Source organism: Halomonas ramblicola (assembly GCF_030409215.1).
Classification (GTDB): Bacteria; Pseudomonadota; Gammaproteobacteria; order Pseudomonadales; family Halomonadaceae; genus Halomonas; species Halomonas ramblicola.
The window spans coordinates 378558-391567 of record NZ_JAUFPL010000017.1 but is presented as its reverse complement, the minus strand read 5'-3'; the positions used below and the strand labels follow the sequence as shown (position 1 = coordinate 391567).

The 13010-nt window shown below is 68.3% G+C and carries 13 protein-coding genes; 7 read left to right on the top strand and 6 right to left on the bottom strand.

What is annotated here, in order from left to right; genetic code table 11:
- Nucleotides 1–43 precede the first annotated feature (43 nt).
- The 6 genes from QWY80_RS06200 (at nucleotide 44) to QWY80_RS06175 (ending at nucleotide 6744) form a co-directional block, all read left to right on the top strand.
- Complete coding sequence (locus tag QWY80_RS06200; RefSeq protein ID WP_290229844.1) at nucleotides 44–589, top strand: TRAP transporter small permease; 546 nt, start codon at nucleotides 44–46, stop codon at nucleotides 587–589.
- Nucleotides 586–1863: a TRAP transporter large permease gene (locus QWY80_RS06195; protein WP_290229843.1), complete on the top strand. Its 1278-nt coding sequence runs from the start codon at nucleotides 586–588 to the stop codon at nucleotides 1861–1863. Before QWY80_RS06200 ends, QWY80_RS06195 begins: the two co-directional genes overlap by 4 nt.
- Before the next feature lie 12 nt (nucleotides 1864–1875).
- Nucleotides 1876–2910, top strand: coding sequence for a histone deacetylase family protein (locus QWY80_RS06190; protein WP_290229841.1), 1035 nt, complete (start codon nucleotides 1876–1878; stop codon nucleotides 2908–2910).
- Nucleotides 2911–3037: 127 nt separating this feature from the next.
- Nucleotides 3038–3988, top strand: a complete 951-nt coding sequence (lhpI, locus tag QWY80_RS06185) for a bifunctional Delta(1)-pyrroline-2-carboxylate/Delta(1)-piperideine-2-carboxylate reductase (RefSeq protein ID WP_290229840.1) — start codon at nucleotides 3038–3040, stop codon at nucleotides 3986–3988.
- Nucleotides 3989–4052: 64 nt separating this feature from the next.
- Complete coding sequence (locus QWY80_RS06180; RefSeq protein ID WP_290229839.1) at nucleotides 4053–5063, top strand: Lnb N-terminal periplasmic domain-containing protein; 1011 nt, start codon at nucleotides 4053–4055, stop codon at nucleotides 5061–5063.
- Between the two features lie 328 nt (nucleotides 5064–5391).
- Nucleotides 5392–6744, top strand: coding sequence for a Na+/H+ antiporter family protein (locus QWY80_RS06175; RefSeq protein ID WP_290229838.1), 1353 nt, complete (start codon nucleotides 5392–5394; stop codon nucleotides 6742–6744).
- 67 nt (nucleotides 6745–6811) lie between these two features.
- On the opposite strand, the gene QWY80_RS06170 is transcribed toward QWY80_RS06175, so the two are convergent.
- The 5 genes from QWY80_RS06170 to QWY80_RS06150 form a co-directional block, all read right to left on the bottom strand.
- A complete protein-coding gene (locus tag QWY80_RS06170) occupies nucleotides 6812–7546 on the bottom strand; it encodes an RNA methyltransferase (RefSeq protein WP_290229837.1) in 735 nt (244 codons plus the stop codon).
- Between the two features lie 202 nt (nucleotides 7547–7748).
- A complete protein-coding gene (gene groL, locus QWY80_RS06165; protein ID WP_290229835.1) occupies nucleotides 7749–9392 on the bottom strand; it encodes a chaperonin GroEL in 1644 nt (547 codons plus the stop codon).
- Nucleotides 9393–9445: 53 nt separating this feature from the next.
- Nucleotides 9446–9739 (bottom strand): co-chaperone GroES, encoded by a 294-nt coding sequence (locus QWY80_RS06160; RefSeq protein ID WP_040187202.1) that lies wholly within the window; start codon nucleotides 9737–9739, stop codon nucleotides 9446–9448.
- Nucleotides 9740–9953: 214 nt separating this feature from the next.
- The gene (locus QWY80_RS06155) at nucleotides 9954–10490 is read right to left on the bottom strand and encodes an FxsA family protein (RefSeq protein ID WP_290229833.1); all 537 of its coding nucleotides are present in this window, start codon (nucleotides 10488–10490) and stop codon (nucleotides 9954–9956) included.
- Nucleotides 10491–10589: 99 nt separating this feature from the next.
- Nucleotides 10590–10871, bottom strand: a complete 282-nt coding sequence (locus QWY80_RS06150) for a ComEA family DNA-binding protein (protein WP_290229832.1) — start codon at nucleotides 10869–10871, stop codon at nucleotides 10590–10592.
- Nucleotides 10872–11122: 251 nt separating this feature from the next.
- Here QWY80_RS06150 and pyrF point away from each other — a divergent pair, with 251 nt between their 5' ends.
- The gene (gene pyrF / locus QWY80_RS06145; protein ID WP_290229831.1) at nucleotides 11123–11824 is read left to right on the top strand and encodes an orotidine-5'-phosphate decarboxylase; all 702 of its coding nucleotides are present in this window, start codon (nucleotides 11123–11125) and stop codon (nucleotides 11822–11824) included.
- A gap of 3 nt (nucleotides 11825–11827) precedes the next feature.
- Here pyrF and lapB read toward each other — a convergent pair whose 3' ends face one another.
- Entirely contained in the window at nucleotides 11828–13009 is a 1182-nt protein-coding gene (lapB, locus tag QWY80_RS06140) for a lipopolysaccharide assembly protein LapB (RefSeq protein WP_290229830.1), read from the bottom strand.
- Nucleotide 13010: the final 1 nt, after the last annotated feature.

Below are 13010 nucleotides of genomic sequence, written 5' to 3'. Positions count from 1 at the left end.
CGGGCGGCTCCCGGCCGGTCGCCGACGCCCGCGAGGTTAGCCGATGCGCTTCCTGCAGCCCCTGCGCCGCCTGAGCGATGCGGTCAATCGGGTGGCAATCGTGACCTGCGTGGCCTGTGTGCTGATCATGCTGGGCATCTCCTTCACGGCCTTCCTCTACAAGCTGGCCACCGGCAGCACCCTGAGCTGGACCTACTCCCTGGCCCGGCTCTTTCTGCCGTGGATCGGCTTCCTGTCCATGACCATCTCGCTGCGCTACGGCGAGCACGTGGCCATGACGCTGCTGGTGCGCAGCCTGCCGCGGTTCCTGCTGCATCTTGCCGCCGGCGCCTGCCTGGCGGTGATCGCGCTGTTCGGGGCACTGCTGCTGTGGTACGGCTGGGACTACTTCCTGGGGGCCTCCCAGGTCTATATGGTCTCCGACCGCATCCAGGTCCCGGGCAAGTTCACCGCCATCGTGGTGCCGATCAGCGGCGCCATCATCCTGCTCCACCTGGTGCAGGGCTTCGACCTGCTGGAACACTTCATCGATGACCAGTCGGCCATCGACGAGCTGATCGAGACCGTGGATGCGGAGGAGCGCCCATGACGCCCGCCATCGTCGTCTTCGTCGTCCTGCTGCTGATCGGCGCCCCGGTGGCGGTGGTCATGGCGCTGTCCGGCCTGGCCGGCGGCTATGCCATGGGCGGCGAGCGCATGCTCGGCATCATCGCCGATCGCATGTTCTCCGGCGTTTCCGGTTTCCTGCTGATCGCCGTGCCCTACTTCATCTTCACCGCCGAACTGATGAACCAGGGCGGCCTGACCCACAGGCTGATCGCCTTCAACAACGCCATGTTCGGCCGGGTGCGCGGGGCGCTTTCCCATGTCAACGTCTCGGTGTCGGTATTCTTCGCCGGGCTCACCGGCGCGGCGATCACCGATACCGTGGCCATCGGCAAGATCATGATCCCCGAGATGAAGAAGCAGGGCTATGACGCCGAGTACGCCGCGGCGATCACCGCCTGCTCGTCGATCATCGGCCCGATCATCCCGCCCAGCGTGGTGATGGTGGTCTATGCGACCCTGCTGCGCGACATCTCGGTGATCGACCTCTTCGCCGGGGGCATTATCCCCGGGCTGCTGATGGCCGGCGCCCTGCTGGCGGTGAGCCTCTTCCTGGCCTGGCGACGCGGCTATCCCAAGCAGGCGCCGACGCCGTTCAGGGTCGCGGTGATGTCGTTCTTCCTTGCGCTGCCGGCGATGATCGTGCCGCTGATCATCCTCGGCGGCATCCTCTCGGGGCTGACCACCATCACCGAGGCCTCGGGCTTCGCTGCCGTCTATGCCATCGTCATCGGCGTGGTCTTCTATCGCAATCTCACCTGGCGCAAGGTGTGGCACTCCCTGGTGGTGACGGTGCGCTTCTCGGGGGTGGTGTTCTTCCTGCTGGCCACCTCGGCGGTGCTGGGCTGGTTCGTGACCCGTTCGGGCATCGCCCGGGAGGCGGCGGGCCTGATCACCACCTTCAGCGATTCGGCCTTCCTGCAGCTGATGGCGGTCTGCCTGCTGCTGATCCTGATCGGCACGGTGATGGACGTGCTGCCGGCGCTGGTGGTGGTGGCCCCGGTGCTGGTGCCGGCGATGATCCAGCTGGGTTTCGATCCGCTGCACTTCGCGATCCTGATGATCGTGGTGCTCAACATCTCCAACGTCACCCCGCCGGTGGGCATGACCCTGATGACCGCGGCACGCATCGCCCAGGTGCCCTACGAACGGGCGATCCTCGCCTCGTTGCCGTTCTATGTGGCCTTCCTGGTGGTGATCCTGCTGCTGGCCGCCTTCCCGGCGCTCTCCACCTGGATTCCCTCGCTGCTGGGCTGAACGAGGACGACCATGAAGCTCTACTACCACCCCGACCAGGAACGCCATGCGCCGCCCAGCTTCCTGCTGCGCGGCAGGCCGGTGGACTCTCCCGAGGGGCCGGTGCGCGCCGAGCTGCTGGCCCGGGGGCTGGCCGACGGCGGCCTGTCGCTGAGCGTGCCCATCGCCAGCGACGGTCCGCTGCTGCGCGATCGGCTGGCGCGGATCCATGCCGCTCGCTACCTCGAGTTCCTGGAGACCATCCACGCCCGCTGGCGGGCGCTACCGGATGCCGCCGAGATCGTGGCGCCCAACGTCCACCCCTGCGGCGGCGGCCATCACTATCCGCGCCACCCGGTGGGCCAGGTGGGTTGGCACATGCATGACATGGCCTGCCCGATGACCGCGGAGAGCTTCGCCGGCATCCTGGCCAGCGCCGCCACCGCCGAGGCGGCTGCGGAGAGTGTGGTGGGGGGCGAGCGCAGCGCCTACGCGCTGTGCCGGCCGCCCGGGCATCATGCCGGGCCGGAGCGCGCCGGCGGCTTCTGCTTCCTCAACAACTCGGCGCTGGCCGCCAGCGTACTGCGCGAGCATCATGCCCGGGTGGCGATCCTCGACGTGGACCTGCACCATGGCAATGGCACCCAGGACATCTTCTATGCCCGCGGCGACGTCTGGACCGGCTCGCTGCACGCCGACCCGGCGGACTTCTACCCCTTCTTCTGGGGCGGCGCCGACGAGACGGGCGACGGCGATGGACGGGGCGCCAACCGCAATGCCCCGCTGCCGCTGGGCAGTGACGGCGGCGCCTTCATGGCGGCGTTGGAGAGTCTCATCACCCAGCTCGAGGCCTTCCGGCCCGGGGCCCTGGTGGTGGCCCTGGGGCTGGATGCCCACCACGCCGATCCCCTGGCGGGACTGGCACTGGAGACCGACGACTTCGTCACCCTGGGCCGCCGCCTGGCGGCCATCGACCTGCCCACGGTGATCGTGCAGGAAGGGGGCTATCCCACCGAACACCTGGGAGCCAACTTGGCGGCCTTCCTGAAGGGCTACGGCGCCGCCTGACGCCCGTCATCCCGAACCCGGCGGGCCGAGGTCGGCGCCGCTCCGAGGAGAGAGACATGAGTATCCGCTACCACGACAGCAAGGCTCGCATGAGCCCAGCCACCCGCGGCGCTACCGGAGGCCTGAGATGCGAGTGATCACGGCCGAGGAGGTGGCGGCCTCGCTGCCCTGGGAAGCGCTGGTGGAGCGCCTGGCGACGACCTTCCGCAAGGGGGTGGAATCGCCGCCGCGCCATCACCATGCCATGCATCGTCCCGACGGCGAGGCCACCATGCTGCTGATGCCGGCCTGGGAACGGGCCGGCTACATCGGGGTGAAGATGGTCAACGTCTTCCCCCAGAACGCCGAGCACGGCGTGCCGGCGATCGCCGGGGTCTACCTGTTGAGCGAGGGTCGGCACGGCCGGCCGCTGGCCTGCCTCGACGGCAGCGAGCTGACGCGTCGGCGTACCGCGGCGGCCTCCGCCCTGGCCGCCCGCGAGCTGGCCCGCCGGGACGCCGAGACCCTGCTGGTGGTGGGCACCGGCAAGCTGGCGCCCATGATCATCGAGGCGCATGCGGCGGTGCGTCCCATCCGTCGCGTGCGCATCTGGGGCCGCCATCCGGAGAAGGCCGAGCGGTTGGCCGCCGACTATGCCGGGCGCTTCGACGCCGCGCCGGTCACCGACCTGGCGACGGCCACCCGCGAGGCGGATATCGTCAGCTGTGTGACCCTCTCCAGCGAGCCGCTGATTCGCGGCGAGTGGCTCGCGCCCGGCACCCACCTGGACCTGATCGGCGCCTTCCGCCCCAGCATGCGCGAGACCGACGCCGACTGCCTGGTGCGCAGCGAGGTGTTCGTGGATACCTACGCCGGGGCGAAAGGGGAGGCCGGCGATATCCTGCAGGCCATCGATGAGGGGGCCTTCACCTTCGACGCCATCCGTGCCGAGCTGGCCGAGCTGCTGCGCGGCGAGAAGGCCGGACGCTCCTCGGCGGAGGCGATTACCCTGTTCAAGTCGGTGGGGGCCTCACTGGAGGACCTGGCCGCGGCCGTCGAAGTGTGGGAGCAGTTGGAGGGCCCCGGGAAGGTATGGTGACAGCGTTGAGAGCGGGGGACGACGCTGCGTGCTAGCCTGGCGGCAGGCCGAAGGGAGTTCGCCCATGCCGTTTGCCCTCGACCTCGTCATGCGCCTGGCCCTGGGCCTGAGTACCCTCTGGGGGAGCCTGGCGTTGCTGTATCGGCTGCCCGTGTCGCGGCCCGGCCGCCGCCTGGCCGCCCTGGCCTGGCTGCTGGCCGGGACCGGCCTGCTGTGGCTGTATTGGCAGGGAACGCGTGCGGTGCCGGCGGCCGGCATGGCGACCGCGATGCTGGCGCTACTGGCCTGGTGGCGACGGATCCGTCCCGCCCGCGACCTGGACTGGGCCGACGACGTCGCCCATCAGGCCACCGGGCGGCGCCTCGGGGACCGGCTGGTGCTGGATCGGGTGCGTTGCTTCGACTGGCAGACCCGCGACCGGGCGCGGATCGCCTGGGAGGCGCGCGAGTACGACCTGTCGCGGCTGGCGTCCCTGGACCTCTTCGTCTCCCGCTGGGGGCGTCCCGGCATCGCCCATGTGCTGCTCTCCTTCGGCTTCGCCGATGCGCGCGGCGGCATCGGGGAGTTCGTGGCCTTCTCGGTGGAGGTGCGGCGCGAACGCCACGAGCCCTTCTCCGAGCTGGGCGGCTTCTTCAAGCGCTTCGAGCTGGCGATCATCGCCGCCGACGAGCGTGACCTAGTGCGCCTGCGCAGCAATGTGCGCGGCGAGTCGGTGACCCTCTATCGAGTCCTGCTGGGCAAGCGCGAGCGCCTGGCCCTGCTGCTGGCCCTGGTGGAGGAGGCCAACCGCCTGGAGCGGGAGCCGCGCTTCTATCACACCATCACCGCCAATTGCACCACCCAGGTGTTCGCCCTGATGCGTCGCATCATCGGCGGCCTGCCGGTGGATCATCGCCTGCTTCTCACCGGCCTGCTGCCGAGCTATGTGCGCGACCACGGGGGGCTGGTACCGGGGCATTCGCTGGTCGAGCTGAGACGGCTGGGGGACATCACCGAACGGGCGAGGCGGGCCGATGGCGATCCGGACTTCTCGAGGCGCATCCGCGAAGGGGTGCCGGGATGGGGCCGGGCCTGAGGGCCTGAACAAGAACGCCACGGCCAGCGGCCGTGGCGATATCGACATCCTCCTTGGGCACCCTCCCGGTGCCTTCCGCTTCCCTGGGGTGCTCCCTGCACCCTCGCGTCCCTGGCGTGGGTTGGCAGTGTCCCTTGCCTGGCGGGTCCTGCTCGCGACCCAGGGTCATCTTCGCGATTCCATGTGACGACCCGATCACCGTGGCGTGACCCTTCGATGACAGTCGAGGCCGGGCACTGGCCAGAGGAGTGGGTCGGCCGAAGCCCTGAAGTCTGGTAATATTCGCCGGCTTTTTCCCTCCAATCCTCCTCCCATTCGGATAATGGACATGAACGCAGTCATTCTTGCGGTGCTGGTGATGGTGGGCCTGTCGCTGGCACGGGTCTCGGTAGTCTTCGCCCTGGTGCTCGGGGCCCTGGCGGGTGGCCTGGTCGGCGGGCTCTCCCTCGAGGAGACGCTCGCCGCCTTCAACGACGGCGTGGGCGGCGGTGCCAAGGTGGCGCTGGCCTACGCGACCCTGGGCGCCTTCGCGGTGGCCATCTCCCGCTCGGGGTTGCCGGACCTGCTGGCGCATCGCCTGATCTCGCTGCTCGGTCAGGAGGCTTCCGCCAGCCGCCAGACCACGGTCAAGGCCCTGCTGCTGGTGGCGGTGCTGCTGGTCTCGGTCTCCTCCCAGAACCTGATCCCGGTGCACATCGCCTTCATCCCCATCCTGATCCCGCCACTGCTCAAGGTGATGAATCAGCTGCGCCTGGACCGGCGGGCCGTGGCCTGCGTGCTCACCTTCGGCCTCACCGCGCCCTACATGTTGCTGCCGGTGGGCTTCGGGGCGATCTTCCTCAACGATATCCTGCTGGCCAACATCAACCAGGCTGGCGAGGCACTGGGACTTACGATCGGGCGTGGCATGGTGCCGCTGGCGATGGGCGTGCCGGTGGCGGGCATGGCGCTGGGCCTCGCGGTGGCGGTCTTTGCGAGCTACCGCGGGCCGCGCGACTACGAGGCGCTGGACCTGGCCACCACCAATGTACCGCACCATCACCCCCAGTCCCGTGCCGAGCCCCATGCCCTGGGGCTGGCCATGTCGATCGCGGCAGTCGTCGCGGCGCTGGGTATCCAGCTCTACTCCGGCTCCATGGTGCTGGGCGGCCTGGTGGGCTTCGCGCTGCTCTCCCTGGGCGGCATCTTCAAGTGGCGCGAGGCCGATGACCTCTTCACCAGCGGCATGCGCATGATGGCGCTGATCGGCTTCATCATGATCTCTGCCTCCGGCTTCGCCGCGGTGATGAACGCCACCGGCCAGATCGAGACCCTGGTGGAGTCCAGCGTCGCGGTGATCGGCGACAACCGCGGCCTGGCGGCGCTGCTGATGCTGCTGGTGGGGCTCTTCATCACCCTGGGCATCGGCTCCTCCTTCTCCACCATCCCGATCATCGCGGCGATCTTCGTGCCGCTGGCGGTGCAGTTCGGCTTCTCGCCGCTGGCCACCGTGGCGCTGGTGGGGACCGCCGCGGCGCTGGGGGATGCCGGTTCGCCGGCCTCCGACTCCACCCTCGGCCCGACCTCGGGACTCAACGTGGACCGCCAGCACGACCATATCTGGGACAGCGTGGTGCCGACCTTCCTGCACTACAACATCCCGTTGATCGGCTTCGGCTGGGCGGCGGCCATGATGCTGTAACTGCGGGGGACCCCCGTGCCCGAACGATGACGGCGGCCACTTGGCCGCCGTCATTCGTCCTGAGGCATCACTCGTTCGGCAGCTGCCCCTCCAGGGAGGCCAGCAGGCCGCGCAGCAGCGAGAGCTCGCGCCGGGAGGGCTGGGCACGCGCGAACAGCGCCTGCAACTGTGCCTCGGTGCGCGCATGGGGCTGGGTCAGGAAGCCGCTGCGCCGCATCACCCGGGCCAGGTGGTCGTGGAAATGGCCCAACTGCTCGCGGCTGGGTTGGCGGTCCTCGGCCGGCAGGGCGGGGCGATAGCCGCTCTCGGGGCGCCGGCGCCACGCCCTGAAGGCCTCGTGGGCCAGCACCTGCACCGCCTGGGCGAGGTTCAACACGCCGTAGTCGGGGTTGGCGGGGATGCTCACCTGGTGGCTGCAGCAGCGGATCTCCTCGTTGGTGAGGCCGAAGCGTTCGCGGCCGAACACCAGGGCCACCGGATCCTGGGCGGCGTTCTCGACCAGTGCCCGGGCCATCTCGTCCGGTTCGTCGAAGTGGGGCAGGGGCAGGCTGCGCAGCCGGGCGCTGGCCCCCACCACCTGTACGCAGTCCGTCACCGCCGCCTCCAGGTTCTCCACCACCCGGGCATTGTCCACCAGGTCCTCGGCCCCGGCGGCCAGTCGCGTCGCTTCGCTATCCGGAAAGCAACGTGGGTTGACCAGTACCAGGTCGGAGAGGCCCATGGTCTTCATGGCCCGTGCCGAGGCGCCGATATTGCCGGGGTGGAAGGTCTGGACGAGGACGATGCGGATGTTGTGGAGCATGTGGCAGCTGCTGGTGGAGTGGGGCCTGTATTCTAGCGGTAGGACGGAAAGCTGTAAGCCGTAAGCTGTAAGCTCGAAGAAAATCCCCAAAGCCATAGAGTGGGGACTTACGACTTATAGCTTGCAGCTTAAAACTAAAAAACCCCCGCCGGTTGCCCGGCGGGGGTTCGATCAGGCGAATGCCTGGGAGGTCAGGAGGCGATCACATCATGCCTCCCATGCCACCCATGCCGCCCATGCCGCCCATGTCCGGAGCGGCTTCCTTCTCGTCCGGATCGTCGGCGATCATGCACTCGGTGGTGATCATCAGGCCAGCCACGGAACCGGCGGACTGCAGCGCAGTGCGGGTCACCTTGGCCGGGTCCAGCACGCCCATCTCGAACAGGTCGCCGAACTCGCCGGTCTGGGCGTTGTAACCGTAGTTGCCTTCGCCATCCTTGACCTTGTTGAGGATCACGGAGGCTTCTTCGCCGGCGTTGGTGACGATCTGACGCAGCGGTGTCTCCAGGGCGCGCACGGTCATCGCGATGCCGTGGTTCTGGTCCTCGTTGTCGCCCTTGGTGTCGGCGACCTTGGCCAGGATGCGCACCAGGGCGGTACCGCCCCCGGGCACCACGCCTTCCTCGACGGCGGCGCGGGTGGAGTGCAGGGCGTCCTCGACGCGGGCCTTCTTCTCCTTCATTTCCACTTCGGTGGCGGCACCGACGCGGATCACGGCCACGCCGCCGGCCAGTTTGGCGACACGCTCCTGGAGCTTCTCGCGATCGTAGTCGGAGGAGGTTTCCTCGATCTGGGCGCGGATCTGGTTGACGCGGGCCTCGATGTCGGCGTCGTTACCGGCGCCATCGATGATGGTGGTGTTCTCCTTGGACATGGTCACGCGCTTGGCGGAGCCCAGGTGATCCAGGGTGGCCTGCTCGAGGGTCAGACCTACTTCCTCGGAGATCACGGTGCCGTTGGTCAGGATGGCGATGTCCTGCAGCATGGCCTTGCGGCGGTCACCGAAACCGGGGGCCTTGGCGGCGGCGACCTTAACGATGCCGCGCATGGTGTTGACCACCAGGGTGGCCAGGGCCTCGCCCTCGATGTCCTCGGCGATGATCGCCAGTGGCTTGCCGGCCTTGGCGACGGCTTCCAGGGTCGGCAGCAGCTCGCGGATGTTGGAGATCTTCTTGTCGACCAGCAGGATGTAGGGGTCTTCCAGCTCGACCTGCATGGTGTCCTGGTTGGTCACGAAGTAGGGCGACAGGTAGCCGCGATCGAACTGCATGCCCTCGACGACATCCAGCTCGTCTTCCAGGCCGCGACCCTCGTCGACGGTGATCACGCCTTCCTTGCCGACCTTCTCCATGGCCTCGGCGATGATCTCACCGATGCGGGCGTCGCCATTGGCGGAGATGGTGCCGACCTGGGCGATGGCCTTGGAGTCGGTGCAAGGGACGGAGAGGTCACGGATCGCCTGGACGGCGGCGATGACGGCCTTGTCGATGCCGCGCTTGAGGTCCATGGGGTTCATGCCCGCGGTCACGCCCTTCATGCCCTCGGTGACGATGGCCTGGGCCAGCACGGTGGCGGTGGTGGTACCGTCGCCAGCGTCATCGGAGGTCTTGGAAGCGACTTCCTTGACCATCTGGGCGCCCATGTTCTCGAACTTGTCCTTCAGTTCGATCTCCTTGGCCACGGAGACGCCGTCCTTGGTGACGGTGGGCGCGCCAAAGGACTTCTCGAGCACCACGTTGCGGCCCTTCGGACCCAGGGTCGCCTTGACGGCATTGGCCAGCAGGTCGACACCGCGCACCATGCGCTTGCGGGCATCATCGGAGAACTTGACTTGTTTCGCTGCCATTTTCGCTATCTTCCTTTTGAGTCGTGAACGTCAGAATTCGCAGGGATGGCGGATCAGCCTTCCACCACGGCCAGGATGTCGGACTCGCTCATGATCAGGACCTCTTCGCCGTCGATCTTCTGCTTCTCAACGCCGAAGCCCTCCTTGAAGATCACGGTATCGCCGACCTTGACGTCCAGGGGACGCACATCGCCGCTGTCCAGAATCCGGCCGTTACCGACGGCGAGCACCTCGCCACGAGTCGGCTTTTCCTGGGCGTTGCCCGGGAGCACGATGCCGCCAGCGGTTTTCTGTTCTTCCTCGACGCGACGGATGACGACGCGATCGTGCAAGGGACGGATGTTCATTGCTCACGTTCTCCTGATGGTTTTCAGTGCCGGGAAAGGGCCCGGCGGTTTGCATCATGTCCTCGCAGCCCGGGCTGCAGAGGTGGGAGGCGACGAGCGCCTTCCGTGAAAAAGGTGCGGAGACCGCACCGAAACCTGTTGCTGACGTGTAAGTGGGGCTCGCCGGTGGGCTTTCAAGGGTCCTCGCGAAAAATTTTTTCCGCGCGCCGGCCCCTCAGCGGCGCCGTTCGTCGCGAGAGATGAAGTCGCCTTCCAGGGGCTCCTCGGCGTCGCTCTCGCGGTGGCGCTCCGAGGCCTGTTCGGCCTCGTCGCGGCGGGCCTCGTTGGCCTGCTGCCAGTCGTCCCGGGGGCGCGTGCCCCGTGTGTCGGAGAATCCCCCCGACTGCACATGGATGCCGCGGGCATGGAGCCCGAGCCAGGCCAGCAGCTTGCCGAGCAGGCGGCGGGCATCGGGGATCAGGCACATGAAGCCCAGGGCGTCGGAGAGGAAGCCGGGGGCCATCAGCAGGGCGCCGCCGAAGATCAGCGCCGCACCGGTGAGCAGCTCGCCGGAGGGGACCTCGCCGCGTTCCAGGCGCTCCCGGGCGCGGGCGAAGGTGGCGGCCCCCTCCCGGCGGATCAGGTGGATACCGATGAAGCCGGTGGCCAGCACCATCAGCAGGGTGGTCAACAGCCCGATCTGGCTGCCCACCGCGAAGAGGACGACGAAATCGAGCAGGGCGAACAGGGAGAAGACGAGAAGAAAGGGCATGACGCCTCCATGGTGGCAATGCCCATGGAGATGGGGGCGTCCCGGGTGAAATCAAGCGGGGCCACCGATGCCGCATCCGCGCCATCGGTGGCGGGGCGCTCAGAAGCTGACCTGGTCCTCGAGATTGGCCACGGTAGCCTCGCCGATGCCGCTGACGCGGGTGAGGTCCTGGGTGCCCTCGAAGGGCCCGTTGGCCTCGCGGTCCTCGATGATCGCCGTCGCCTTGCTGGGCCCGATGCCCGGCAGTTCGGCCAGCAGTTCGGCGTCGGCCTCGTTGACGTTGATGGGGGCCACGTCCTGGGCCGTGGCGGTCAGCGGGGCCAGTCCCAGCAGCAGTGCGATCAGCAGTGCCCCGAACCCGGTCCGGATCGATCCTTTCATGGTGGTTCTCCTCTGTGGTGGCGATGTGCCCCCGGCTGCCGGGGTGCCTGTTTCAAGCTAGTGTGACCTCGTCCTCTCGAGTGTCGGATTTCGGAGACGACTGGTGTGGGCCATGACGGCAATCGCGTGTCGTCGATCGCTGTCCCGCACCGGCGGATGTCGCCGGTGATCCTGATGGCATATCGCACCGCCCCCATGGGCTGCGGCTGATATACTCACCCGACGATCATCACTTGCCAGGAGCCAGGTTCGTGTCTACCGCTTCCCCCCTGATCATCGCCCTCGATTACGCTTCCCTGGATGCCGCGCTGTGCATGGCCGATCGCCTCGATCCGGCGCGTTGTCGGCTCAAGGTCGGCAAGGAGCTGTTCACGCGCAGCGGTCCGGACGTCCTGGAGGCCCTGCACGGGCGCGGCTTCGAAGTCTTCCTGGACCTCAAGTTCCACGACATCCCCAACACCGTGGCCGCCGCCGTGCAGGCCGCCGCCGAGCAGGGCGTGTGGATGGTCAATGTCCACGCCGGTGGCGGGCGCCGCATGATGGAGGCCGCCCGCCAGCGTCTGGATCGGCATGGCCTGGGCACCCGGTTGATCGCGGTGACGGTGCTCACCAGCATGGCGGCGGAGGACCTGGCCGAGGTGGGGGTCGCGGCATCGCCGGCGGAGCAGGTGGAGCGCCTGGCCGTACTGGCTCGCGACAGTGGCATGCATGGCGTGGTGTGCTCCGCGCAGGAGACGGCGCGGCTTCGCGAGCTGTGCGGCAATGACTTCCTCAAGGTGACGCCGGGGATTCGCCCGCGCTTCGCCGCCGCCGGCGACCAGCGTCGCATCATGGCCCCGGCGGATGCCATGGCGGCGGGCAGCACCCATCTGGTGGTGGGGCGGCCGGTGACCCAGGCCGAGGACCCCATGGCGGCCCTGGCCGCCGTCGAGGCCGAGCTCGAGGCCCGCTGAGGCCTATTCCCCCTCGATGCCGGTGATCGGCTTGGTGGTGCCCCAGCTGCGACAGCGCGGGCACTGCCAATGCAGCTGGTCGCCGGCGAAGCCGCAACGCCGGCAGCGGTGGCGGGGCAGTTTCCCGAGCAGGGTCCGGGTGTGTCGCTGCAGCAGCTCGAGCTGGGCCAGGGCCTCTCCCTGGCTGGACTGGCGGTAGAGGTCGATCAGGTAGTCGAGCGCGCCCAGGCTGGCCTCGCGATTGAGCTGTTCGCTGACCAGGTCGATGGCGTGCTCGATCCCCGCGCGGTGGCGGGTCGTCTCGGCCAGCAGGATGATCACGCTGGTGTAGGGCGACGCCTCGAGCAGGGCGTGCAGGTGGTCGACCAGCCCCTCCTCGTCGTCCAGCAGCCGGTAGGCCCGGCTCAGCGGCTCGAGGAGGGTGGGGGTGAAGGCCGGATCCTGGTCGGGGATCCGCGAGAGCAGGGCGATCTCCTGGCGATAGTGGGCGGTGTCGTGCTCCAGGTCGGCCAGCAACAGGTTGGCGCGTACGCAACGGGCGTCGACGTTGAGCGCCTGGCGCAGGTGGCGTCGGGCGAGTACCGGCGTGGCGTTGTGCCGCTCCTCCTCGGCCAGTTGGCAGAGCCAGTGGGCGGCGGCCCGACGGGTCTCCTCGCTCTGCCGCAGCAGCTGGGGATGGGCCACCTCGTAGGCCGCCGCCCACTCCCCCTCGCGTTCCAGCAGGTCGACCAGCAACCGCTTGGCCGCCAGGCGTATCTCGTCGTCCTGGCTCTCGCGGATCAGTCCCTTGAGCAGGCGTTCGGCACGATCGAGCAGGCCCAGCGACAGGAAGTCCCGGGCCAGCTCGAGCTGCACGCGATCTCCCTGGCCCGAGGTCAGGGTGGGGCGGGCCAGCAGGTTCTGGTGGATCTTCATGGCCCGGTCCGCCTCGCCGCGGGTGCGGAAGAGGTTGCCCAGGGTGATGTGGGTGTCGATGGTCTCGCTGTTGACCTCTAGCGCCCCGACGAAGGTCTCGATGGCGCGATCCTGCTGGTCGTTGAGCAGGTAGTTGAGGCCCACGAAATAATCCCGCGCCAGCCCTGGCGATGGCGCGGGATCGGGACGCTTGCTGCGTTCGCGGCGGCCGAGCCACCAGCCGATGGCGACCGCTGCCAACAACAGGGTCAGCAGCAGGACATCGGGCATC

What these genes read in the sequence shown, in the direction of transcription:
- QWY80_RS06200 (WP_290229844.1), top strand. Translation starts at nt 44, where the DNA reads ATGCGCTTCCTGCAGCCCCTGCGCCGCCTGAGCGATGCGGTCAATCGG.
- QWY80_RS06195 (WP_290229843.1), top strand. Translation starts at nt 586, where the DNA reads ATGACGCCCGCCATCGTCGTCTTCGTCGTCCTGCTGCTGATCGGCGCC.
- QWY80_RS06190 (WP_290229841.1), top strand. Translation starts at nt 1,876, where the DNA reads ATGAAGCTCTACTACCACCCCGACCAGGAACGCCATGCGCCGCCCAGC.
- lhpI (WP_290229840.1), top strand. Translation starts at nt 3,038, where the DNA reads ATGCGAGTGATCACGGCCGAGGAGGTGGCGGCCTCGCTGCCCTGGGAA.
- QWY80_RS06180 (WP_290229839.1), top strand. Translation starts at nt 4,053, where the DNA reads ATGCCGTTTGCCCTCGACCTCGTCATGCGCCTGGCCCTGGGCCTGAGT.
- QWY80_RS06175 (WP_290229838.1), top strand. Translation starts at nt 5,392, where the DNA reads ATGAACGCAGTCATTCTTGCGGTGCTGGTGATGGTGGGCCTGTCGCTG.
- QWY80_RS06170 (WP_290229837.1), bottom strand. Translation starts at nt 7,546, where the DNA reads ATGCTCCACAACATCCGCATCGTCCTCGTCCAGACCTTCCACCCCGGC.
- groL (WP_290229835.1), bottom strand. Translation starts at nt 9,392, where the DNA reads ATGGCAGCGAAACAAGTCAAGTTCTCCGATGATGCCCGCAAGCGCATG.
- QWY80_RS06160 (WP_040187202.1), bottom strand. Translation starts at nt 9,739, where the DNA reads ATGAACATCCGTCCCTTGCACGATCGCGTCGTCATCCGTCGCGTCGAG.
- QWY80_RS06155 (WP_290229833.1), bottom strand. Translation starts at nt 10,490, where the DNA reads ATGCCCTTTCTTCTCGTCTTCTCCCTGTTCGCCCTGCTCGATTTCGTC.
- QWY80_RS06150 (WP_290229832.1), bottom strand. Translation starts at nt 10,871, where the DNA reads ATGAAAGGATCGATCCGGACCGGGTTCGGGGCACTGCTGATCGCACTG.
- lapB (WP_290229830.1), bottom strand. Translation starts at nt 13,009, where the DNA reads ATGCCCGATGTCCTGCTGCTGACCCTGTTGTTGGCAGCGGTCGCCATC.